At 63.6% G+C, this 22,974-nt stretch carries 17 protein-coding genes; 12 read left to right on the top strand and 5 right to left on the bottom strand.

The genetic code is table 11. The features are described from left to right. The first annotated feature begins 197 nt into the window (after positions 1–197). Positions 198–1,283: a nitrogen regulation protein NR(II) gene (gene glnL / locus C163_RS24235; RefSeq protein WP_025340937.1), complete on the top strand. Its 1,086-nt coding sequence runs from the start codon at positions 198–200 to the stop codon at positions 1,281–1,283. Then, complete coding sequence (ntrC, locus tag C163_RS24240; RefSeq protein ID WP_013974578.1) at positions 1,280–2,716, top strand: nitrogen regulation protein NR(I); 1,437 nt, start codon at positions 1,280–1,282, stop codon at positions 2,714–2,716. The genes glnL and ntrC overlap by 4 nt, the downstream gene beginning before the upstream one ends. Positions 2,717–3,157: 441 nt before the next feature. On the opposite strand, the gene C163_RS24245 is transcribed toward ntrC, so the two are convergent. Then, positions 3,158–3,595: a hypothetical protein gene (locus C163_RS24245; protein WP_025340938.1), complete on the bottom strand. Its 438-nt coding sequence runs from the start codon at positions 3,593–3,595 to the stop codon at positions 3,158–3,160. Here C163_RS24245 and trmL point away from each other — a divergent pair. Beyond that, the gene (trmL, locus tag C163_RS24250) at positions 3,594–4,055 is read left to right on the top strand and encodes a tRNA (uridine(34)/cytosine(34)/5-carboxymethylaminomethyluridine(34)-2'-O)-methyltransferase TrmL (protein WP_025340939.1); all 462 of its coding nucleotides are present in this window, start codon (positions 3,594–3,596) and stop codon (positions 4,053–4,055) included. The genes C163_RS24245 and trmL overlap by 2 nt on opposite strands. Before the next feature lie 151 nt (positions 4,056–4,206). Here trmL and secB read toward each other — a convergent pair whose 3' ends face one another. The 3 genes from secB to C163_RS24265 are packed head-to-tail and all read right to left on the bottom strand — an operon-like array spanning position 4,207 to position 5,401. After that, positions 4,207–4,692, bottom strand: a complete 486-nt coding sequence (gene secB / locus C163_RS24255) for a protein-export chaperone SecB (RefSeq protein ID WP_013974581.1) — start codon at positions 4,690–4,692, stop codon at positions 4,207–4,209. Positions 4,693–4,731: 39 nt separating this feature from the next. Continuing rightward, positions 4,732–4,986 carry a glutaredoxin 3 gene (grxC, locus tag C163_RS24260; protein WP_003249204.1) on the bottom strand — a complete coding sequence of 85 codons (255 nt, stop codon included), beginning with the start codon at positions 4,984–4,986 and terminating at the stop codon, positions 4,732–4,734. A gap of 1 nt (position 4,987) precedes the next feature. Next, positions 4,988–5,401, bottom strand: coding sequence for a rhodanese-like domain-containing protein (locus tag C163_RS24265; RefSeq protein WP_003259887.1), 414 nt, complete (start codon positions 5,399–5,401; stop codon positions 4,988–4,990). 206 nt (positions 5,402–5,607) lie between these two features. Here C163_RS24265 and gpmI point away from each other — a divergent pair, with 206 nt between their 5' ends. The 4 genes from gpmI to C163_RS24285 all read left to right on the top strand — a co-directional run bounded on the left by gpmI (position 5,608) and on the right by C163_RS24285 (position 10,850). Then, positions 5,608–7,143, top strand: a complete 1,536-nt coding sequence (gene gpmI, locus C163_RS24270) for a 2,3-bisphosphoglycerate-independent phosphoglycerate mutase (protein WP_025340940.1) — start codon at positions 5,608–5,610, stop codon at positions 7,141–7,143. A 231-nt stretch (positions 7,144–7,374) separates the two neighbouring features. After that, positions 7,375–8,679, top strand: coding sequence for a murein hydrolase activator EnvC (locus C163_RS24275; protein WP_015272119.1), 1,305 nt, complete (start codon positions 7,375–7,377; stop codon positions 8,677–8,679). 78 nt (positions 8,680–8,757) lie between these two features. Further along, a complete protein-coding gene (locus C163_RS24280) occupies positions 8,758–10,074 on the top strand; it encodes a S41 family peptidase (RefSeq protein ID WP_023660970.1) in 1,317 nt (438 codons plus the stop codon). A gap of 8 nt (positions 10,075–10,082) precedes the next feature. Then, on the top strand, positions 10,083–10,850 hold the full coding sequence (locus C163_RS24285) for a divergent polysaccharide deacetylase family protein (protein ID WP_025340941.1): 768 nt from the start codon (positions 10,083–10,085) through the stop codon (positions 10,848–10,850). 210 nt (positions 10,851–11,060) lie between these two features. Here C163_RS24285 and C163_RS24290 read toward each other — a convergent pair whose 3' ends face one another. Next, positions 11,061–13,007, bottom strand: a complete 1,947-nt coding sequence (locus C163_RS24290; RefSeq protein ID WP_223998156.1) for a BCCT family transporter — start codon at positions 13,005–13,007, stop codon at positions 11,061–11,063. A gap of 533 nt (positions 13,008–13,540) precedes the next feature. Here C163_RS24290 and betI point away from each other — a divergent pair. From betI to mscK, 5 genes are all read left to right on the top strand, one after another. After that, complete coding sequence (gene betI / locus C163_RS24295) at positions 13,541–14,197, top strand: transcriptional regulator BetI (RefSeq protein WP_025340942.1); 657 nt, start codon at positions 13,541–13,543, stop codon at positions 14,195–14,197. 39 nt (positions 14,198–14,236) lie between these two features. Continuing rightward, positions 14,237–15,709, top strand: coding sequence for a betaine-aldehyde dehydrogenase (gene betB / locus C163_RS24300; protein ID WP_025340943.1), 1,473 nt, complete (start codon positions 14,237–14,239; stop codon positions 15,707–15,709). Positions 15,710–15,786: 77 nt separating this feature from the next. Then, positions 15,787–17,484 carry a choline dehydrogenase gene (gene betA / locus C163_RS24305; RefSeq protein ID WP_025340944.1) on the top strand — a complete coding sequence of 566 codons (1,698 nt, stop codon included), beginning with the start codon at positions 15,787–15,789 and terminating at the stop codon, positions 17,482–17,484. Positions 17,485–17,751: 267 nt separating this feature from the next. Then, complete coding sequence (locus C163_RS24310; protein ID WP_025340945.1) at positions 17,752–19,494, top strand: potassium/proton antiporter; 1,743 nt, start codon at positions 17,752–17,754, stop codon at positions 19,492–19,494. A gap of 35 nt (positions 19,495–19,529) precedes the next feature. Continuing rightward, complete coding sequence (mscK, locus tag C163_RS24315) at positions 19,530–22,865, top strand: mechanosensitive channel MscK (RefSeq protein ID WP_025340946.1); 3,336 nt, start codon at positions 19,530–19,532, stop codon at positions 22,863–22,865. Positions 22,866–22,974: the final 109 nt, after the last annotated feature.

Here is a 22,974-nt window from a genome sequence, read left to right on the forward strand (position 1 = left end):
GAAACGTTTCATCAAGACTTTCTGATCCGAATTTGCGCAGATTCAGGCCTTTATCGGCAAATCCCGCTTCTTTTCGGAGCTTTGGTTTGTTTCTTGCATTTCCAGCAGGTAGAGAGTCTCGCATCAGCGGATCCACCGCGCGCCCGGCCATGGCCGCGCCATGCCAGCCAAGCGCCAAAAGAGGTCAACGACGCCTTATGACCATCAGCGATGCACAGCACCGTCTGCTTCTGGACAACCTGACCACCGCCACGTTGCTGCTCAACGCCGAGCTGCGCCTGGAGTACATGAACCCGGCCGCGGAAATGCTCCTGGCGGTCAGTGGCCAGCGCAGCCATGGGCAGTTCATCAGCGAACTGTTCACCGAGTCGACCGAGGCCCTCAGCTCGCTGCGCCAGGCGGTCGAGCAGGCGCACCCGTTCACCAAGCGCGAAGCGCAGCTCACCTCGCTGACCGGGCAGACCATCACCGTCGACTACGCGGTAACGCCGATCCTGCACCAGGGCCAGACCCTGCTGCTGCTGGAGGTGCACCCGCGCGACCGGCTGCTGCGCATCACCAAGGAAGAGGCCCAGCTGAGCAAGCAGGAAACCACCAAGATGCTGGTGCGCGGCCTGGCCCACGAAATCAAGAACCCCCTTGGCGGCATCCGCGGCGCAGCCCAGCTGCTGGCACGCGAACTGCCTGAAGAAGGCCTGCGCGACTATACCAACGTGATCATCGAGGAAGCCGACCGCCTGCGTAACCTGGTCGACCGCATGCTCGGTTCGAACAAGCTGCCGTCGCTGGCCATGACCAACATCCACGAAGTGCTGGAGCGGGTCTGCAGTTTGGTAGAGGCCGAAAGCCAGGGCTGCATCACTTTGGTGCGCGACTATGACCCCAGCCTGCCGGATGTGTTGATCGACCGCGAGCAGATGATCCAGGCCGTGCTCAACATCGTGCGCAATGCCATGCAGGCGATCAGTTCGCAGAACGAACTGCGCCTGGGCCGCATCACCCTGCGCAGCCGTGCCCTGCGCCAGTTCACCATCGGCCACGTGCGCCATCGCCTGGTGGCGCGAGTGGAGATCATCGACAACGGCCCGGGCATCCCGCCGGAACTGCAGGACACCCTCTTCTATCCCATGGTCAGCGGCCGCCCGGACGGTACCGGGCTGGGCCTGGCCATTACCCAGAACATCATCAGCCAGCACCAGGGCCTGATCGAGTGTGAAAGCCATGCAGGCCACACCGCCTTCTCGATCTACCTGCCCCTGGAACAAGGAGCCACCGCCTCATGAGCCGAAGTGAAACCGTATGGATCGTCGACGATGATCGCTCCATCCGCTGGGTCCTGGAAAAAGCCCTGCAACAGGAAGGCATGACCACCCAGAGCTTCGACAGCGCCGATGGCGTGATGGGCCGCCTGGCACGCCAGCAACCGGACGTGATCATTTCCGACATCCGCATGCCGGGCACCAGCGGCCTCGACCTGCTGGCACAGATCCGTGAGCAGCACCCGCGCCTGCCGGTCATCATCATGACCGCCCACTCCGACCTGGACAGCGCCGTGGCATCGTACCAAGGCGGTGCCTTCGAGTACCTGCCCAAGCCGTTCGATGTGGACGAGGCGGTCTCGCTGGTCAAGCGAGCCAACCAGCACGCCCAGGAGCAACAAGGGCTGGATGTGCCGCAGAGCCTGGCGCGCACCCCGGAAATCATCGGTGAAGCGCCGGCGATGCAGGAGGTGTTCCGCGCCATCGGCCGCCTCAGCCACTCCAACATCACCGTGCTGATCAACGGCGAGTCCGGTACTGGCAAGGAGCTGGTGGCCCACGCCCTGCACCGCCACAGCCCGCGTGCGGCGTCGCCGTTCATTGCCCTGAACATGGCCGCCATCCCCAAGGACCTGATGGAGTCCGAGCTGTTCGGCCATGAAAAAGGCGCCTTCACCGGCGCCGCCAACCTGCGCCGGGGGCGCTTCGAGCAGGCCGACGGCGGTACCCTGTTCCTCGACGAGATCGGCGACATGCCTGCCGACACCCAGACCCGCCTGCTGCGAGTGCTGGCCGATGGCGAGTTCTATCGCGTGGGCGGCCACGTGCCGGTCAAGGTCGATGTGCGCATCATCGCCGCCACCCACCAGAACCTGGAGTCGCTGGTACAGGCCGGCAAGTTCCGCGAGGACTTGTTCCACCGCCTGAACGTGATTCGCATCCACATTCCACGGCTGGCCGACCGCCGCGAGGATATCCCCGCCCTCGCCCGCCACTTCCTCGCCCGCGCCGCCCAGGAGCTGGCGGTCGAGCCGAAGATCCTCAAGCCGGAAACCGAGGAATTCATCCGCAACCTGCCGTGGCCGGGCAACGTACGGCAGATGGAAAACACCTGCCGCTGGATCACCGTGATGGCCTCCAGCCGCGAAGTGCTGATCGGCGACCTGCCGCCCGAGCTGCTGAACCTGCCACAGGACGCCGCACCAGTAACCAACTGGGAGCAGGCCCTGCGCCAGTGGGCCGACCAGGCGTTGGCGCGCGGGCAGACCAGCCTGCTGGACAGCGCAGTGCCGAGCTTCGAGCGGATCATGATCGAAACGGCGCTCAAGCACACCGCTGGCCGTCGGCGCGATGCGGCACTGTTGCTGGGTTGGGGGCGCAACACCCTGACGCGCAAGATCAAGGAGCTGGGGATGAATGTGGCGGGTGGCGATGATGAGGAAGGGGACGAGCACTGAGTTCCAGGTAAACCCATAGTTCTTTGGGGCTGCTGCGCAGCCCATCGCGACACAAGGCCGCTCCTACAGGAGAATACGATCACCTGTAGGAGCGGCCTTGTGTCGCGATGGGCCGCAAAGCGACCCCAAACATTTCAGCCCTTCGATGCACCGATCCTGTGCCCGATGCACCTCTCGAAGGCACAAATCCCCCGCAAAAACGGCCAAATCACCCTGAAAACCCATAATTCACGGGCTTTTCAAAACTGGCACGCCCCCTGCAATAACCCATACATATCCAGTTTCGGGGGCCCTGGTACAGGCAGGCCGGGTGAACCCCTCTTTTATTCGCAACGTCGCCAGTTTTGGGGACCTCGGTACAGGCAGGCCGGGCCATCCCCCCTTTATACGCAGTACCCCTTTCGGGGACCCTGGTACAGGCAGGCCGGGATATCCCCTCTTTTATTCGTGCAGTTTCACCTGCAACCGCCAGCGCCCAGCGTCCTCTGCACCGGCCCACTCGCCGTGCAGGGGGCGCGCGGCCACCACCGTCAGCAACAGACCTTCCTTGCTATTCTGCACCCGCCAGCTCACAGGCTTGCCCTGCAGGCTCAGTTGCCCTTGCCGGGCCTTGCCCTGGGCCTGGAACAATAGCGCTACCGTACCTTCCACATTCTCGCCATGCAGCTGAGGCTCTTCGTTGAACCACAGCTCCAGGCCATCCTGCACCACTTCCACCTGCTGCAGCTCGCGCTCGTCGGGCGTGGTCAGGCGGCCGATCATCAGCCCCACCATCAAGCCGACGATCGCCAGCGACAGCATCACCCGCGGGAACGCCTTCGAACGCACGTCCGGTTCAGGGGTAGAATGCCCGTCATCTTCACGCTTGGAGCCGTGCATGTTTCACGTCATCCTTTTTCAACCAGAAATTCCGCCGAATACCGGCAACATCATTCGCCTGTGCGCCAACAGCGGCTGCGACCTGCACCTGATCGAGCCCATCAGCTTCGAACTGGATGACAAGCGCCTGCGGCGCGCGGGGCTGGATTACCACGAGTATGCCACGCTCAAGCGCCATGAGAGCCTGGCCGGATGCCTGGAAAGCCTGGGCAACCCACGGCTGTTCGCCTTCACCACCAAGGGCTCGCACCCGTTCCACGAAGTGGCCTACCAGCCGGGTGATGCCTTCCTGTTCGGGCCAGAAAGCCGTGGCTTGCCGACCGAGGTACTGGACAGCCTGCCGGCCGAACAACGCCTGCGCCTGCCGATGCGGCCGGGGTGCCGCAGCCTGAACCTGTCCAATACCGTGGCTGTGACGGTGTATGAGGCGTGGCGGCAGAATGGGTTTGCCGGGAGCTGAGCTATAGCCTGTGCCGGCCCTTTCGCGGGCTCGCCCGCTCCCACAGGTAGGACGCCGAACGCGAACCTGTGGGAGCGGGCATGCCCGCGAAGAGGCCGGCACAGGCAACAAAAAAGCGCCCCGAGAGGCGCTTTCTTGATACCAGCAGCTATTACTGCACAGTCGGCGCTTCGCCAGCTTCCTGCATGCGCTGCATTTCCTGCGCGTACAGGGCGTCGAAGTTGACCGGCGACAGCATCAGGGCCGGGAACGAACCGCGGGTCACCAGGCTGTCCAGGGTCTCGCGGGCGTACGGGAACAGGATATTCGGGCAGAACGCACCCAGGGTGTGGCTCATCGAAGCCGCGTCCAGGTTCTTGATCAGGAAGATACCAGCCTGCTGCACTTCAGCGATGAAGGCCACTTCGTCACCGTTCTTGACGGTAACCGACAGGGTCAGCACCACCTCGTGGAAGTCACCTTCCAGGGCTTTCTGCTTGGTGTTCAGGTCCAGGGCAACGCTCGGCTCCCAGGTCTGACGGAAGATCTGCGGGCTTTTCGGGGCTTCGAACGACAGGTCGCGCACATAGATGCGCTGCATGGAGAACTGAGGGCTGTTGTCTTCTGCAGCAGCGCCGTTGGTCTGTTGGTCAGTCATGGCAGATCCTTATCCTAATGTTTTTGAATGCAGTGCAAATCAGGCCGCCAGCAGCGCGTCGAGCTTGCCGGCGCGCTCCAGGGCATAAAGGTCATCGCATCCACCGACATGGGTGCTGCCGATCCAGATCTGCGGCACAGATGTACGGCCGGCCTTCTGGCTCATCTCGGCACGAACCTGTGGCTTGCCGTCGACCTTGATTTCCTCGAAGGCCACGCCCTTGCTCTCGAGCAGGTACTTGGCGCGCATGCAGTAGGGGCAGTAGTCGCTGGAATAGACGATGACGGGCTTCATATCACTTCACCAGGGGCAGGTTATCGGCTTTCCAGCTGGAAACGCCACCGCTCAGTTTGGCGGCGTTGTAACCAGCCTTGAGCAGCTCGCGGCAGATGGTGCCGGACTGCTGGCCCATCGAGTCGACGACGATCAGGGTCTTCTCTTTGTGCTTGTCCAGCTCGCTCATGCGGTTGACCAGCTTGTCCTGCGGGATGTTCACCGCACCGACGATGTGACCGGCGGAGTATTCCTTGGTCGGGCGGATGTCGATGACCAGGGCTTTCTCGGCATTGACCAGGGCAGTCAGCTGGCCGTTGCTCAGGCTCTGGCCGCCGCGACGGATTTCGTTGACGAGCAGCGCGACCAGCAAAACAACGAAGATCGCCACCAGGATGTAGTGGTTTGTCGCAAATTGAATCAGGTTAGCAACCATCTGGGGTGTTCCACGCGATTGAAAATGCCGGCCAGTATACACAGCCCCCCAGTGCCACCAAAGCCCGACGGGCCGGCCGGAAAGGTACCTTCATGTTGCCACATTGGCCACGCTGGTCAGGGAACAGGACGAATATTCGCCGCCGGTGGCGCATTTGCCCTAAAATGCGTGTCTTTATCATCTTTGAACAACCGTGAGTTTGATTGATGACGAGTACGCCCAAACCCCTGGTCCTGATCATCCTGGATGGCTTCGGCCACAGCGAAAGCCCCGAATACAACGCCATCTACGCCGCCAAAACACCGGTCTATGACCGCCTGCGCGCCAGCCAGCCGCATGGCCTCATTTCCGGCTCGGGCATGGATGTCGGCCTGCCGGATGGGCAGATGGGCAACTCCGAAGTCGGTCACATGAACCTCGGCGCCGGCCGCGTGGTGTACCAGGACTTCACCCGGGTGACCAAGGCCATCCGCGACGGCGAGTTCTTCGAGAACCCGGTTCTGACCGGCGCCGTGGACAAGGCAGCCAGTGCCGGCAAGGCCGTGCACATCCTCGGCCTGCTGTCCGACGGCGGCGTACACAGCCACCAGGACCACCTGGTAGCCATGGCCGAACTGGCCGCGCAGCGCGGTGCGGAAAAGATCTACCTGCACGCCTTCCTCGATGGCCGCGACACGCCGCCACGCAGCGCACAGTCGTCCATCGAACTGCTCGACGCCGCCTTCGCCAAGCTGGGCAAGGGCCGCATCGCCAGCCTGATCGGCCGCTACTACGCCATGGACCGCGACAACCGCTGGGACCGCGTCAGCGCCGCCTACAACCTGATCGTCGACAGCGCTGCCGAATACACCGCCGACACCGCCCTGGCCGGCCTGGAAGCGGCCTACGCCCGCGACGAGAGCGACGAGTTCGTCAAGGCCACGCGTATCGGTGAAGCAGTCAAGGTCGAAGACGGCGACGCGGTGATCTTCATGAACTTCCGCGCCGACCGCGCCCGCGAACTGTCGCGCGTGTTCGTCGAAGCCGACTTCAACGAATTCCCGCGTGCCCGCCTGCCAAAACTGGCCGCCTACATCGGCCTGACTCAGTACTCGGCGAAAATCCCGGCCCCCGCCGCCTTCGCCCCGGCCAGCCTGAACAACGTGCTGGGCGAGTACCTGGCGAAGAACGGCAAGACCCAGCTGCGCATCGCCGAGACCGAGAAGTACGCCCACGTCACCTTCTTCTTCTCCGGTGGCCGCGAAGAGCCGTTCGAAGGCGAAGAGCGCATCCTGATCCCGTCGCCGAAGGTCGCCACCTACGACCTGCAGCCGGAAATGAGCGCACCGGAAGTTACCGACCGCATCGTCGAGGCCATCGAGCAGCAGCGTTATGACGTGATCGTGGTCAACTACGCCAACGGCGACATGGTCGGCCATACCGGCGTGTTCGAAGCTGCGGTGAAAGCCGTCGAAGCCCTGGATGGCTGCGTCGGGCGCATCGTCGAGGCGCTGGACAAGGTAGGCGGCGAAGCGCTGATCACCGCCGACCACGGCAACGTCGAGCAGATGGAAGACGAGTGCACCGGCCAGGCGCACACCGCGCACACCACCGAGCCGGTGCCGTTCATCTATGTCGGCAAGCGCAACGTCAAGGTGCGTGACGGCGGCGTGCTGGCCGATGTGGCGCCGACCATGCTGAAGCTGCTGGGGCTGGAAAAGCCGGTGGAAATGACTGGTACCTCGATTCTGGTCGACGCCTGATTCGGTGCCAAAGGGGGCCGCTTTGCGGCCCATTCGCAGCACAAGGCTGCTCCTACAAAGAGCTCGTGCTATGCCTGTAGGAGCAGCCTTGTGCTGCGAATGGGCTGCACAGCAGCCCCAACAACACATGAATTCCAGACAAACGCCCCTCTGCACCCGCAGCGAGGCGTTTTTTTTGCCCGCCCGCGCGGGCATACTAGGCCAGTCTCCATCCTTGGTACGCCAAACCCCATGCTTCGCGCCCTGATCCTCCTAGCCCTGTCTTGCCTGCTCAGCCCGGCCTTTGCCGATGAGCGTGCGCAGACCCAGCAGCAACTGGACGCCACCCGTCAGGATATTGCCGAGCTCAAGAAGACGCTGGGCAAGCTCCAGGAAGAAAAGGCCGGTGTGCAAAAGGACCTCAAAGCCACCGAGACCGATATCGGCAACCTCGAAAAGCAGGTGGAGGCCCTGCAGCAAGAACTAAAAAAGACCGAGGGCGAGCTGGAGCGCCTTGATACCGAGAAAAAAAAACTCCAGAGCGCCCGCGTTGAACAACAGCGACTGATCGCCATCCAGGCCCGTTCGGCCTACCAGAACGGCCGCGAGGAATACCTCAAGCTGCTACTCAACCAGCAGAACCCCGAGAAGTTCGCCCGCACCCTCACCTACTACGACTACCTGAGCAAGGCGCGCCTGGAGCAACTGCGCACCTTCAACGAGACCCTGCGCCAGCTGGCCAACGTCGAACAGGAAATCGCTACCCAGCAGCAACAGCTGCTGGCCCAGCGCGCCGACCTCGACAGCCGCCGCCAGGCCCTGGAAACCGAGCGTGGCAAGCGCCAGCAGGTGCTGGCCAAGCTCAACAGCGACATGAAGGACCGCGACCAGAAGCTGCAATCGCGCGAGCAGGATCAGGCCGACCTGTCCAAGGTACTCAAGACCATCGAGGAAACCCTCGCCCGCCAGGCCCGCGAGGCCGAAGAAGCGCGCAAGAAGGCGTTGCTGGCCCAGCAGGAAGCGGAAAAGCGCCGCCAGCAGGAAGCCCTGGCCGCTGCTGCCGCCCGCGAACAGGCCCGCGAACCGGTGGAACCACCGAAAAAGGCCCGCACCACCCTGGGCCCGCTGGTTTCCAGCGACGGCGCGAACTACGGCGGCGCATTTTCTGCCGCACGGGGAAAACTTCCCTGGCCAGTCAATGGTCGATTGCTGGCACGTTTCGGTGATGCCCGCGGCAGCGATGCCCGTGCCAAGTGGGACGGGGTGATGATCAGCGCCAACCCGGGCACCCAGGTCCGTGCCGTGCACGGCGGGCGCGTAGTGTTCGCCGACTGGTTGCGCGGTGCCGGGCTTCTGGTCATTCTCGACCATGGCAACGGTTACCTGAGCCTGTACGGCCATAACCAGAGCCTGCTCAAGAGCGCCGGTGATATCGTCAAGGCTGGCGAGGCCATTTCCACCGTTGGCGACAGCGGCGGCCAGGACGCTGCCGGCTTGTACTTCGCCATCCGCCAGCAGGGCCGGCCTACCGACCCTTCGCAGTGGTGCCGGGGCTAGTCAAATTTCTACGGGGTAGCCCACGGGCTGCGCCGATGCTCCCCAGGGAGCGCTTACAGGATCAGGAGTTCGTTCGACATGCTGCACTCGCCTCGTCTCACCCAGCTGGCCCTGTCCATCGCCCTGGCGGTCGGCGCGCCCCTGGCCACTGCCGCGGAGCCGGCCAAGCCGGCCGCAGTACCGGCCACCGAGGTGACCGCCAAGGCGCCACTGCCGCTTGAAGAGCTGCGCACCTTCGCCGAGGTCATGGACCGCATCAAGGCGGCCTATGTGGAGCCGGTGGATGACAAGACCCTGCTGGAAAATGCCATCAAGGGCATGCTCAGCAACCTCGACCCGCACTCGGCCTACCTCGGCCCCGAGGACTTTCAGGAACTGCAGGAAAGCACCAGCGGCGAGTTCGGCGGGCTGGGCATCGAAGTAGGCCAGGAAGACGGCTTCATCAAGGTTGTCTCGCCGATCGATGACACCCCGGCCTCGCGTGCCGGCGTGCAGGCCGGCGACCTGATCGTCAAGATCAACGGCGCCCCGACCCGTGGCCAGACCATGACCGAAGCGGTCGACAAGATGCGCGGCAAGGTCGGCGAGAAAATCACCCTGACCCTGGTGCGTGACGGCGGCAACCCCTTCGACGTGACCCTCGCCCGCGCGGTCATCCAGGTCAAGAGCGTGAAGAGCCAGCTGCTGGAGAACGACTACGGCTACATCCGCATCACCCAGTTCCAGGTCAAGACCGGCGACGAAGTCGGCAAGGCCCTGGCCAAGCTGCGCAAGGACAACGGCAAGAAGCTGCGCGGCGTGGTGCTGGACCTGCGCAACAACCCGGGCGGCGTGCTGCAGTCGGCGGTGGAAGTGGCCGACCACTTCCTGACCAAGGGCCTGATCGTCTACACCAAGGGCCGCATCGCCAACTCCGAGCTGCGCTTCTCGGCCGACCCGGCCGACGCCAGCGACGGCGTGCCACTGGTGGTGCTGATCAACGGCGGCAGTGCCTCGGCCTCGGAAATTGTTGCCGGCGCCCTGCAGGACCAGAAACGCGCCGTGCTGATGGGCACCGACAGCTTCGGCAAAGGCTCGGTGCAGACCGTGCTGCCACTGGCCAACGACCGTGCGCTGAAGCTCACCACCGCGCTGTACTTCACCCCCAACGGCCGCTCGATCCAGGCCCAGGGCATCGTCCCCGACATCGAAGTGCGCCCGGCCAAGCTCACCGCCGAAGCCGACACCGACAACTTCAAGGAAGCCGACCTGCAGGGCCACCTGGGCAATGGCAACGGCGGTGCCGACCGCCCGACCGGCAGCGGCAAGCGCAAGGAGCGCCCGCAGGATGACGACTTCCAGCTGAGCCAGGCCCTGAGCTTGCTCAAAGGCCTGAACATCACCAAGGGCGACTGACCCACCCCATGCGTTATCTGCTGTGTCTGCTGTTCTGCCTTATGGCCGGGGTCGCGCAAGCGGCGCCGGCCGGCAAGGCCTACATGAGCATCATCATCGACGACTTGGGCCAGAGCAGCGAGCGCGATAGCCGCACCCTGGCCCTGCCCGGTCCGGTGACCATGGCGATCATGCCCGACACCCCGCATGCCACCGACTTTGCCCGCCAGGCGCACAAGGCTGGCAAGACGGTGATCCTGCACATGCCCATGGACCCGGCTACCGGCCCTTACGCCTGGCACCCTGGCACGCCGATCGAAGAACTGGCCAAACGCCTGGACGCAGCCCTGGCCAAGGTTCCGTATGCCGCCGGCATCAACAACCACATGGGCAGCCGCATGACCGCCCAGCGTGAGCCGATGGCCTGGCTGATGGGAGAACTGCAGCGCCGACACCTGTTCTTCGTCGACAGCCGCACCAGCGCCGCCACCGTGGCAGCGGCCGAAGCCCAGGCGCAGGGGCTGGCGCATGTTTCGCGGGATGTATTCCTCGATGATGTGCGCACCGTTGAAGCGATTACCGGGCAGTTGCAGCAGGGCATCGCCCTGGCGCACAAGCAGGGCTCGGCGGTGCTGATCGGGCACCCTTATCCACAGACACTGGGAGTACTGGAGCGGGAGTTGCCAAGATTAAGGAGCCAGGGCATCGAACTGATCAGGCTCAAGCAGATGATCGCCGTGCGCAGCAATCAGGCGATGCCGGGGCATGGCCGGAATGGCCGCTACAGCAATCGCTGATACAAGCACCGACGCGATCCCTTGTAGGAGCGGCCTTGTGTCGCGAAAGGGCCGCAAAGCGGCCCCGGCAATTTGTGCTGCGTAGCTGAAATCCCGGGGCCGCTACGCGCCCCTTTCGCGACACAAGGCCGCTCCTACAAAGGATCGCGCAATCTTCAGGTCATAAAAAACCCGCTCATGCGAGCGGGTTTTCTTTTGCCTCAACAGCGATCAGCTGTACACACGCCCCAGCAACTGGCGGTGGCTTTCGAACTGATCCAGCACATCACGCACGATCTGCTCCGGCGCAAAGCCCATCAGGTCGTACTCCTGGCTGCCATCGTGCAGATACACCTCGGCGCGGTAGAAGCGCTGGCGCACTTCCGGCTCACCTTCCACCGGCGCTTCGCTCGGCGCGGCCAGGTAGCCATCCAGGCTCACTTCATAGACGAACGGGTTGCCCTCTTCCATCATCACCCGCAGGCCCATCATGTTGCGCGACTGGCCAACCCGGGTTTCCACCTCGAAGCCCAGGGTCTGCAACTGCGCGGCGGCTTCTTTCAGCGCCGGGCTGACCTGCTTGTCCATGAAACGCTGCACCACGGCCTGGGTCGGCTGCAGTTCCAGCTGGGTCAGGCGCTCGCTGAAGCCACGACGGCCACGGGCGGCCAGCTCGGCACGCTCCTGCTCGACCGCCACGTCCTGTTTCATTGCCTTGTACAGGCCAAACATGAACAGTACCAGCACCACCGAGAACGGCAGGCCCGCCAGCACCACCATGGTCTGCATGGCTTCGAAGTTACCGGCGAACAGCAGGCCGATGGTGACCAAGGTGATGACCACCGACCAGAACACCACCATCCAGTGCGGGGCGTCTTCGTCGACCTTGCCGCCTTTGCACGACAGGTTGGCCATCATCACCGCGCCGGAGTCGGCCGGGGTGAGGAACAGCACGAAGCCGACGAACACCGCTACACCGATCACGATCTTGGCCGCCGGGAAGTATTCCAGCAGCTGGTAGATCGACATCGACGGCTGTTCCAGGGCGGTCTTGCCCAGCTCAACGGCGCCCTGGTTGATCACCAGGTCCAGCGCGGTGTTGCCGAAGATCGACAGCCAGGCCAGGGTGAAGCCCAGCGGGATCAGCAACACGCCGCTGACCAGTTGGCGCACGGTGCGGCCCTTGGAGATACGGGCAATGAACATGCCGACGAACGGGCCCCAGGAAATCCACCAGGCCCAGTAGAACACGGTCCACAGGCCCAGCCAGCGCTCGGACTTGCCGGCTTCGCCTTCATACACATAGAGGTCGAAGGTTTTCAGCACGATGCCGTTGAGGTAGTCGCCGATGTTCTGCACGAAGCCGTTGAGCAGGTGCAGGGTTTCGCCGCCCAGCAGGACGAAGATCAGCAGGCCGCTGAACAGCACGATGTTGAGGTTGGACAGGCGGCGAATGCCGTTTTCCACACCCGAGACCGCCGCCACGGTGGCGACGCCGGCCATGACCAGGATCACCACCAGCAGGTTGGTCTTGCTGTGGTCCATGCCGAACAGGTATTCCAGGCCGGAGGCCACCTGCATCGAGCCGATGCCCAGGTTGGTCACCAGGCCCAGCAGGGTTACGAACATGCCGAAGATGTCCACGGCGTTGCCCGCAGCACCCTTGACCCAACGCTCACCCACCAGCGGGTACAGCGCCGAGCGCAGCGCCAGCGGCTGGTTGTGGCGGTAGGCGAAGTAACCCACGGCCAGGCCGACCAGGGCGTAGATCGCCCAGCCATGCAGGCCCCAGTGCAGGAAGGTCAGCTGCAGGCCCTGGCGCGCTGCGTCGAGGCTGGCAGAAGTGCCTTCCGGTGGGTTGAAGTAGTGGTCCAGCGGCTCGGAGGCGCCGAAGTACAGCAGCGAAATGCCGATACCGGAGGAGAACAGCATGCCGGCCCAGGCACCGTAGCTGAAGTCGGGCTGGTCATCCTTGCCGCCAAGCTTGAGCTTGCCGTAGTCGGAGAAGGCCAGGTAGATGACGAACAGCAGGTAACCGCCGATTACCAGCATGTAATACCAGCCGAAGGTGCGCGTCAGCCATTTCTGGGCCACGCCCAGCACCTGGCCGGCGGTTTCGGGTACAGCGATAAGCAAGGCAGTCAGAACGAGGATCATCAGCGCGGAGGTGAAGAACACCACGCGGTTGACCCGTACCCTCTCGGCCGGAGGGTTGGTAAGTGAGGCAGAACTCATTGCACGAATGCTCCGGGCAGTACAGCTGTGGAGGCTAATCAGTCTTTCCCGAGCAATTGGTGGAATATCCCCACTGCATCAGGTGTTATAAAAGCACCCTGGAAACCGTGATCCCGAATCGATACGTTGCAAAAAAACAGACAGGTGGCCTGCTGCAAATGCCACGCCTCAGCCGAGGTGCGCGCATTCGTCACAGATCACCCCGCCCGCTCCAAGGGCCCGCCGCAGGGTCCATGACCGCACGGCAGAATCTGCATTTCGCATCGCTCATGCCCGTCAACGCCTTGTATTCCGGGGGTTACGCGATTTCCTGGGGTGTCAATCCGTGCCTTCTCGACCGCCTGAAAAACTGTCAATGGCACAAATTGTCGCAGAGCTTATTCTTTATTGATTGAACGTTCAATCAAAACAAAATAGACTGGCCTTCGCCGAGTCAGCCGCCCGTCGTCTGCTCGCAGGCCTGAGGAGATAGCAAGATGCCCAAGGTCGGTATGCAACCCATCCGCCGCCAGCAGTTGATCGAAGCCACGTTGCAGGCGGTCGATCAGGTCGGACTGGGCGACGCCAGCATTGCGCTGATTGCCCGTTTGGCCGGTGTGTCGAACGGCATCATCAGTCACTACTTTCGGGACAAGAACGGCCTGATCGCAGCGACGATGGGTTACATCATGAACATGCTCAACGAAGGTGTCAGAGCACGTCGCCAGGCCCTGACGGACGACAGCCCGCGCGCCCACCTGAAAGTGATCATCGAGGGCAACTTCGATGCCAGCCAGGTGAACGGCCCGGCGATGAAAACCTGGTTGGCCTTCTGGGCTTCCAGCATGCACCAGCCCGATTTGCACAGGTTGCAGCGGATCAACGACCACCGCTTGTATTCCAACCTGTGCTGCCAGTTCCGCCGCGCCCTGCCGCTTTACCATGCGCGCAAGGCAGCCCGCGGCCTGGCAGCTTTGATCGACGGCTTGTGGCTGCGTGGCGCCCTGTCGGGTGATGCATTCGACACCGACCAGGCGATACGGATTGCTTACGAATACATGGATCTACAACTGGCTAAACAGCACACCCTGGGTACAAACGACCAGGCCGCTGAACCAACGCGCACGGCCCTTGCCAACCCGGCAGGAGCGTGACGCGCAAGCCAAACCACACACTGCACTTGCGAGGACACTATGGCCCGTTTCGGAACGCAAAAACTCTACATTGATGGCGCTTACGTCGACGCTGGCAGCGATGCCACCTTCGAAGCCATCAACCCGGCTACCGGCGAAGTCCTCGCCCACGTGCAACGTGCCACCGAGGCTGACGTCGAGAAGGCCGTCGAAAGCGCCGAGCGTGGCCAGAAAGTCTGGGCCGCGATGACCGCCATGCAGCGTTCGCGCATCCTGCGCCGCGCCGTCGAGATCCTGCGCGAGCGCAACGACGAGCTGGCCATGCTGGAAACCCTGGACACCGGCAAGTCGTACTCGGAAACCCGCTACGTCGACATCGTCACCGGCGCCGACGTGCTGGAGTACTACGCTGGCCTGGTTCCGGCCATCGAAGGCGAGCAGATCCCGCTGCGTGAATCGTCCTTCGTCTACACCCGCCGCGAGCCGCTGGGCGTGACCGCCGGTATCGGCGCCTGGAACTACCCGATCCAGATCGCCCTGTGGAAATCCGCCCCGGCCCTGGCCGCCGGCAACGCGATGATCTTCAAGCCGTCGGAAGTCACCTCGCTGACCACCCTGAAACTGGCCGAGATCTACACCGAAGCCGGCCTGCCGAACGGCGTGTTCAACGTCCTGACCGGCAGCGGCCGCGAAGTCGGCACCTGGCTGACCGAGCACCCACGCATCGAAAAAGTCTCCTTCACCGGCGGCACCACCACCGGCAAGAAGGTCATGGCCAGCGCCTCGAGCTCGTCGCTCAAGGAAGTCACCATGGAACTGGGCGGCAAGTCGCCACTGATCATCTGCGCCGACGCCGACCTGGACAAGGCCGCCGACATCGCCATGATGGCCAACTTCTACAGCTCGGGCCAGGTGTGCACCAACGGCACCCGCGTGTTCATCCCGGCTGAAATGAAAGCTGCCTTCGAGGCCAAGATCGTCGAGCGCGTTGCCCGCATCCGCGCTGGCAACCCGGAAGACGAAAACACCAACTTCGGCCCGCTGGTCAGCTTCCAGCACATGGAAAGCGTGCTTGGCTACATCGCCAAGGGCAAGGAAGAAGGTGCCCGCGTGCTGTGCGGTGGCGAGCGTCTGACCGCCGGTGATTTCGCCAAGGGTGCGTTCGTGGCCCCGACCGTGTTCACCGACTGCACCGACGACATGACCATCGTCAAGGAAGAGATCTTCGGCCCGGTGATGAGCATCCTCACCTACGAAACCGAAGAAGAAGTCATCCGTCGTGCCAACGACACCGAGTACGGCCTGGCCGCCGGTGTCTGCACCAACGACATCACCCGCGCCCACCGCATCATCCACAAGCTGGAAGCCGGTATCTGCTGGATCAACGCCTGGGGCGAATCGCCGGCCGAAATGCCGGTCGGTGGCTACAAGCAGTCGGGCGTCGGCCGTGAGAACGGCGTCAGCTCGCTGGCTCAATACACTCGCATCAAGTCGGTCCAGGTCGAGCTGGGCGGCTACAACTCGGTTTTCTAAACCCTGTATAGCCCCGCCCGTGCCGCTGCGCACGGGCGTTCCCGCTCCCTGATCACCGCCAACACGAGGGTACTTTCATGTCCCAAGAATTCGATTACATCATCGTCGGTGCCGGCTCGGCCGGTAACACCCTGGCGACCCGCCTGACCGAAGACGCCGGCGTCACCGTACTGCTGCTGGAAGCCGGTGGCCCCGACTACCGCTTCGACTTCCGCACCCAGATGCCGGCCGCCCTGGCCTTCCCGCTGCAGGGCCGCCGCTACAACTGGGCCTACGAGACCGACCCGGAGCCATACATGGACGGCCGCCGCATGGAATGTGGCCGCGGCAAGGGCCTGGGCGGCTCGTCGCTGATCAACGGCATGTGCTACATCCGCGGTAACGCCATGGACTTCGACGGCTGGGCAGAACTGCCAGGCCTGGAAGACTGGACCTACCTGGACTGCCTGCCGTACTTCCGTAAAGCCGAAACCCGCGACATCGGCCCGAACGACTACCACGGTGGCGAAGGCCCGGTCAGCGTTGCCACGCCAAAGGCTGGCAATAACCCGCTGTTCCACGCCATGGTCGAGGCCGGCGTGCAGGCCGGTTACCCGCGCACCGAAGACCTCAACGGCTACCAGCAGGAAGGCTTCGGCCCGATGGACCGTTCGGTGACCAAGAACGGCCGCCGTTCCAGCACCGCCCGTGGCTACCTGGACCAGGCCAAGAAGCGCCCGAACCTGACCATCGTCACCCACGCCCTGACTGACCGCGTGCTGTTCGACGGCAAGCGCGCCATCGGCGTGACCTACCTGGTCGGTGACAGCGAAGAGCGCGTTGAAGCCCGCGCCCGCAAGGAAGTGATCGTCAGCTCCGGCGCCATCGCTTCGCCGCAACTGCTGCAGCGCTCCGGCGTCGGCCCGCGCGCCCTGCTGGAAAGCCTCGACATCCCGGTGGTGCACGACCTGCCGGGCGTTGGCGAAAACCTGCAGGACCACCTGGAACTGTACCTGCAGTACGCTTGCACCCAGCCGGTGTCGCTGTACCCGTCGCTGCTGTGGTGGAACCAGCCGGCCATTGGTGCCGAGTGGATGTTCAACGGCACCGGCATCGGCGCCAGCAACCAGTTCGAGGCCGGTGGTTTCATTCGTACCCGCCCTGAATTCAAGTGGCCGAACATTCAATACCACTTCCTGCCGGTGGCCATTAACTACAACGGCTCCAATGGCGTGAAGGAACACGGCTTCCAGGCGCACATGGGCTCGATGCGTTCGCCTGCCCGTGGCCGCATCCAGGCCAAGTCGAAGAACCCGCGCCAACACCCGAGCATCCTGTTCAACTACATGTCCACCGAGCAGGACTGGCAGGAATTCCGTGACGGCATCCGCCTGACCCGCGAAATCATGGCCCAGCCGGCACTGGACCCGTACCGTGGCCGTGAGATCAGCCCGGGCGCGCACGTGCAGACCGATGAAGAGCTGGACAAGTTCATCCGCGAGCACGCCGAAACCGCCTTCCACCCGTCCTGCTCGTGCAAGATGGGCACCGACGACATGGCGGTGGTCGACGGCGAAGGCCGCGTGCATGGCATGAAAGGCCTGCGCGTGGTCGATGCGTCGATCATGCCGCTGATCATCACCGGCAACCTCAACGCCACCACGATCATGATCGCCGAGAAAATCTCGGACAAGATCCGTGGCCGCAAGCCGCTGCCGCGCAGCACCGCCAAGTACTACGTGGCGGGCGATGCACCGGTGAAGGGCAAGCCGATGCGTGAGGTCAAGCAGGCGTAAACCTGCACCGGCCCTTTCGCGGGCATGCCCGCTCCCACAGGATTCTCACAGAACTTGAGATTTGTGATTCACCTGTGGGAGCGGGCGCGCCCGCGAAGAGGCCCACCCAGGCAACACCAGAAAAGGCACCCACCGCGGTGCCTTTTTTTCATCTGCAGAAACGCTTTACAGCCTGCCAATTCATCAGGTTAGAATCATTTGGCACGCGACCTGCTAGCGTCATGCTATCAAGTCCCCTCCCCCCTGCGGTCCCCGGAGTACCTGCCTTTGGATGCAAGCACCATCAACAGCCTGTTCCTGATCGGCGCATTGCTGGTGGGCGCAAGTATCCTGGTCAGTTCGCTGTCGTCGCGCCTGGGCATCCCTATCCTGGTCATCATCCTCGCCGTCGGCATGGTCGCCGGGGTCGATGGTGGCGGCATCATCTTCAACAACTACCCGACCGCCTACCTGGTGGGCAACCTGGCGCTGGCCGTGATCCTGCTCGACGGCGGCCTGCGCACGCGGGTGGCGAGTTTCCGCGTGGCGCTGTGGCCGGCGCTGTCGCTGGCCACCATCGGCGTGATGATCACCACCGCCCTCACCGGCCTGGTCGCCGCCTGGCTGTTCGACCTGAGCCTGATCCAGGGCCTGCTGATCGGCGCCATCGTCGGCTCCACCGACGCCGCGGCGGTGTTCTCGCTGCTCGGCGGCAAAGGCCTGAACGAGCGGGTTACCGCCACCCTGGAGATCGAGTCGGGCAGCAACGACCCGATGGCAGTGTTCCTCACCGTCACCCTGATCGACATGATCGCCAGCGGCCAGACCGGCCTGCACTGGAGCCTGCTCACCCACCTGCTGCGTGAATTCGGCATAGGCGGGCTGCTGGGCCTGGGCGGCGGCTGGCTGATGCTGCAACTGGTCAACCGCATCAAGCTGGCTGGCGGCCTGTACCCCATTCTGGTGATCGCCGGCGGCCTGGTGGTGTTCTCGCTGACCAACGCCCTGCACGGCAGCGGCTTCCTTGCCGTGTACCTGTGCGGCCTGGTGCTGGGCAACAAGCCGATCCGCAGCCGCCACGGCATCCTGCACATGCTCGACGGCATGGCCTGGCTGGCGCAGATCGGCATGTTCCTGGTGCTGGGGCTGCTGGTCACACCCCACGACCTGCTACCCATCGCCCTGCCGGCGTTGGGCCTGGCGCTGTGGATGATCCTGGTGGCGCGGCCGCTGTCGGTGGTCGCCGCCCTGCTGCCGTTCAAGGCTTTCCATGGCCGCGAAAAGGGCTTCATTTCCTGGGTCGGCCTGCGCGGTGCGGTACCGATCATCCTCGCGGTGTTCCCGCTGATGGCCGGCCTGCCGGACGCCCAGCTGTTCTTCAACCTGGCCTTCTTCATCGTGCTGGTGTCGCTGCTGGTGCAAGGCACCAGCCTGCCGTGGATGGCCAAGCTGTTGAAAGTGACAGTACCGCCAGACCCGGCGCCAATCTCCCGCTCCGCCCTGGAAGTGCACATCACCAGCGAGTGGGAAATGTTCGTCTACCGCCTGGGCGCCGAAAAATGGTGCATCGGCGCCGCCCTGCGCGAGTTGAAGATGCCCGAAGGCACGCGGATCGCCGCGCTGTTCCGGGGCGAGCAGCTGCTGCACCCGTCCGGCAGTACGGTACTGGAAGTAGGCGACATGCTCTGCGTGATCGGCCACGAACATAACCTGCCGGCCCTGGGCAAACTGTTCAGCCAGGCGCCACAACGTGGCCTTGACCTGCGTTTCTTCGGCGACTTCGTGCTCGAAGGCGATGCCGAACTGGGTGCGGTGGCAGCGTTGTACGGCCTGAAACTCGACGGCCTGGACGCGAAAATGCCGCTGGCCCAGTTCATCCGACAGAAGGTCGGAGGCGCTCCAGTAGTAGGTGACCAGGTCGAATGGCATGGCACGATCTGGACCGTGGCCACCATGGACGGGAACAAGATCCAGAAAGTAGGCGTCAGATTCCCCGAAGGAACGCGACCCGGACCAGGATTGTTCCTCTAAACTTCGTTTCTGCCGGATCCACAAGTAGTCTGCCTATGTCCCTGCGCGTGTACCTCCGCACAGCCCTGCTCGGGCTGTGCCTGTCTCTCTCGTTCGCCGCTGGTGCGGCCGAGCTTCCCACCACGACCAGCATCCAGAGCAGCCTGAACAAGATTTCCCAGCCCAAGGGTGCCGAGGCCGACCCCAAGGCTGCGCAACAGACACCGGAGCAGAAGGCCCAGCAACAGGTGCTGGAACAGACCTTGGCACTGCTGCTCAGCAAGGAAGACAGCGAAAAGAAGCTTGAGGCACTCAAGCAGCAATTGGCTGGCGCGCCCAAGGAAACCGCCGACAGCCAGCGCGAGCTGATCAAGCTCAAGGCCAGCAAGCCCCTGCCGGTGGCTCAACGCTACGCCACCCTGAACGTGCCACAGCTGGAGCAGATGCTCAGCGAGCGCAGTACGCAACAAGGCGAACTGCAAAAGGCACTGTCGGATGCCAACAGCCTGATCATCAACTCGCAGACCCGCCCAGAGCGGGCTCAGGCAGAAATCAGCAACAACCAGACACGTACCCAGCAGATCAACCTCAGCCTCAAGAGCGGCAAGGAGAACGGCAAGCCGCTCAACAGCGACCAACGCAACAGGCTCAATGCCGAGCTGGCGTCGCTAAATGCCCTGACCTCGTTGCGCCGCCAGGAACTGGCCGGCAACGGCCTGCTGCAGGACCTGGGCAATGCCCGTCACGACCTGCTGATCGAGCGCGCCACACGAATGGAGCAGGAAATCCAGGACCTGCAATCGCTGATCAACGAAAAACGCCTGGCCCAGTCGCAACAGGCGGTCACCCAGCAGTCGATCGAAGCGCAGAAAGCCGGCGGCAGCACCCTGCTGGCCAACGAAAGCGCTGCCAACCTGAAACTGTCCGACTACCTGCTCAAGAGCACCGACCGCCTAAACGAGCTGACCCAGCAGAACCTGCGCAGCAAGCAGCAGCTAGACAGCCTGACCCAGGCCGACCAGGCCCTGGATGAACAGATCAGCGTGCTCAAGGGCAGCCTGCTGCTGTCCAAGATCCTCTACAAGCAGAAACAGGCCCTGCCGCACCTGAAAGTCGACCGCGACCTGGCTGACCAGATCGCCGATATCCGTCTTTACCAGTTCGAAGTGAACCAGCAACGCGAGCAGATGAGCAGCCCCGCCGCGTACGTCGACAACCTGCTGCTCGGCCAGCCGCAGGAGCAGGTTACCCCTCAGCTGCGCAAGGCGCTGCTGGAGGTGATGATTACCCGCGTCGACCTGCTCGAACGCCTCAGCCGGGAGCTGTCGGCACTGCTCAACGAATCGATCACCTTGCAGCTCAACCAGAAGCAGCTGCTCGGCACCGCCCAGGGCTTGCGCACCACGCTCGAAGAGCAGATGTTCTGGATTCCCAGCAACAAGCCACTGGACTGGGAATGGCTGAGCCTGGTGCCGGCACGCTTCGCCGACCAGGTAGCCAGCCTGCCCTGGGGTTCGGGCCTCAAGGAACTGGCCGATGGGCTGGGCCAGCGACCGTTGCTGTTCCTGCCCTTGCTGCTGGTGATCGGCGCCCTGCTGTGGCGGCGCAAGTACCTGTACCAACGGCTGGGCAAGGTGCACCAGGACATCGGCCACTTCCGCCGTGACAGCCAGTGGCACACGCCACAGGCGATCCTCATCAACATCCTGCTGGCGATGCCGGTCAGCCTGGGCCTGGCCCTGTGCAGCTACGCCCTGCAGATCGACGCCCGCGGGCAGAATGCCAACCTCGGCGCCGCCCTCTGGCAACTGGCCCAGGCCTGGCTGGTGTTCTACACCGCCTACCGCATCCTAGCCCCGGGCGGCGTGGCGGAAATCCACTTCCGCTGGCACAAGCCGCAGGTCGAGTTCCTGCGCGGCTGGGTGCGGCGCCTGGGCACCGTGGTACTGGCACTGGTCGGCGTGGTGGCAGTGGCCGAACATCAGCCTTCGGCGCTGGCCGATGATGTGCTGGGTATCGGCGTGGTACTGACCTGCTACGCACTGATGGCCTGGCTGCTCAGCCGCCTGCTGCTCAGCAGCCCGGCGCACCGAGACACCTCGCTGTTCCGCAAGGCCGTGGGTGTGGCCTTCACCGCCCTGCCCATCGCCCTGTTCGTGGCCGTGTGCTTCGGCTACTACTACACCGCGCTCAAACTTACCGACCGGCTGATCTACACCCTGTACCTGCTGCTGTTCTGGCTGGTGATCGAAGCCGCGTTCGTGCGGGGCCTGTCGGTGGCGGCACGGCGCCTGGCCTACCAGCGCGCGCTGAGCAAGCGGGCGGCGGCCAAGGAAGGGCTGGATGGCGAAGTCATCACCGAAGAACCGACTCTGGACATCGAACAGGTCAACCAGCAGTCGCTGCGCCTGATCCGCCTGGCCCTGCTCGGCGGCTTCATCGCCGGCCTGTACTGGGTGTGGTCGGACCTGATCTCGGTGTTCGCCTACCTCAACAATTTCACCCTGTACGAGTACTCCAGCGGCACCGGTGCCACCGCCAGCATGGTGCCGATCAGCCTGGGCGACTTCCTCGGTGCGCTGGTCATCATCGGCATCACCTTCGCGCTAGGTCGGAACTTGCCCGGCCTGCTCGAAGTACTGGTGCTGTCGCGGCTCAACCTGGCCCAGGGCAGTGCGTATGCCACTACTACCTTGCTGTCCTATGTCATCGTCGGCGTCGGTATCGTCAGCACCCTGTCGACCCTCGGGGTCAGCTGGGACAAGCTGCAATGGCTGGTGGCCGCGCTGTCGGTGGGCCTGGGCTTCGGCATGCAGGAGATCTTCGCCAACTTCATCTCCGGCATCATGATCCTGTTCGAGCGCCCGGTGCGGATTGGCGACACCATCACCATCGGCAACCTGTCGGGCACGGTGAGCAAGATCCGCATCCGCGCCACTACCATCACCGACTTCGACCGCAAGGACATCATCGTCCCCAACAAGACCTTCATCACCGGTCAGCTGATCAACTGGTCGCTGACCGACACGGTCACCCGGGTAACGCTGAAGCTGGGCATCGACTATGGCTCGGACCTGGACCTGGTGCGCGACCTGCTGCTCAAGGGTGCCCACGAAAACCCACGCGTGCTCAAGGACCCGGAGCCGATCGTGTACTTCCTCAACTTCGGCGAGAGCTCGCTGGACCACGAGCTGCGCATGCACGTACGCGACCTGGGCGACCGCAACCCGACGCTGGACGAGATCAACCGCTACATCAACCGCGAGTTCAAGGCGCACAACATCAAGATCTCGGTGCGCCAGGTCGAGGTGTTTCTGATGGATCCGAAGGGCGGCAAACAGCAGCTGATTCCGGTGGAGCAGCCGAAACCGGATGGCACTGCTTCGGCCTGAGTGGGCTCTAATACTTTATTCTGTGCAGAATCCCTGCGAGGGCTTCGCCCTCGTTCGCGGGCGCGCCCGCTCCCACAAGGGCCGCGCCGCTCTCAGGCACTGCGCAATA

Source organism: Pseudomonas sp. FGI182 (assembly GCF_000511325.1).
GTDB classification, from domain to species: Bacteria; Pseudomonadota; Gammaproteobacteria; order Pseudomonadales; family Pseudomonadaceae; genus Aquipseudomonas; species Aquipseudomonas putida_Z.

What these genes read in the sequence shown, in the direction of transcription:
- gpmI (WP_025340940.1), top strand. Translation starts at nt 5,608, where the DNA reads ATGACGAGTACGCCCAAACCCCTGGTCCTGATCATCCTGGATGGCTTC.
- secB (WP_013974581.1), bottom strand. Translation starts at nt 4,692, where the DNA reads ATGACTGACCAACAGACCAACGGCGCTGCTGCAGAAGACAACAGCCCT.
- ntrC (WP_013974578.1), top strand. Translation starts at nt 1,280, where the DNA reads ATGAGCCGAAGTGAAACCGTATGGATCGTCGACGATGATCGCTCCATC.
- trmL (WP_025340939.1), top strand. Translation starts at nt 3,594, where the DNA reads ATGTTTCACGTCATCCTTTTTCAACCAGAAATTCCGCCGAATACCGGC.
- C163_RS24275 (WP_015272119.1), top strand. Translation starts at nt 7,375, where the DNA reads ATGCTTCGCGCCCTGATCCTCCTAGCCCTGTCTTGCCTGCTCAGCCCG.
- grxC (WP_003249204.1), bottom strand. Translation starts at nt 4,986, where the DNA reads ATGAAGCCCGTCATCGTCTATTCCAGCGACTACTGCCCCTACTGCATG.
- C163_RS24285 (WP_025340941.1), top strand. Translation starts at nt 10,083, where the DNA reads ATGCGTTATCTGCTGTGTCTGCTGTTCTGCCTTATGGCCGGGGTCGCG.
- C163_RS24265 (WP_003259887.1), bottom strand. Translation starts at nt 5,401, where the DNA reads ATGGTTGCTAACCTGATTCAATTTGCGACAAACCACTACATCCTGGTG.
- C163_RS24245 (WP_025340938.1), bottom strand. Translation starts at nt 3,595, where the DNA reads ATGCACGGCTCCAAGCGTGAAGATGACGGGCATTCTACCCCTGAACCG.
- betA (WP_025340944.1), top strand. Translation starts at nt 15,787, where the DNA reads ATGTCCCAAGAATTCGATTACATCATCGTCGGTGCCGGCTCGGCCGGT.
- glnL (WP_025340937.1), top strand. Translation starts at nt 198, where the DNA reads ATGACCATCAGCGATGCACAGCACCGTCTGCTTCTGGACAACCTGACC.
- C163_RS24280 (WP_023660970.1), top strand. Translation starts at nt 8,758, where the DNA reads ATGCTGCACTCGCCTCGTCTCACCCAGCTGGCCCTGTCCATCGCCCTG.
- betB (WP_025340943.1), top strand. Translation starts at nt 14,237, where the DNA reads ATGGCCCGTTTCGGAACGCAAAAACTCTACATTGATGGCGCTTACGTC.
- mscK (WP_025340946.1), top strand. Translation starts at nt 19,530, where the DNA reads ATGTCCCTGCGCGTGTACCTCCGCACAGCCCTGCTCGGGCTGTGCCTG.
- betI (WP_025340942.1), top strand. Translation starts at nt 13,541, where the DNA reads ATGCCCAAGGTCGGTATGCAACCCATCCGCCGCCAGCAGTTGATCGAA.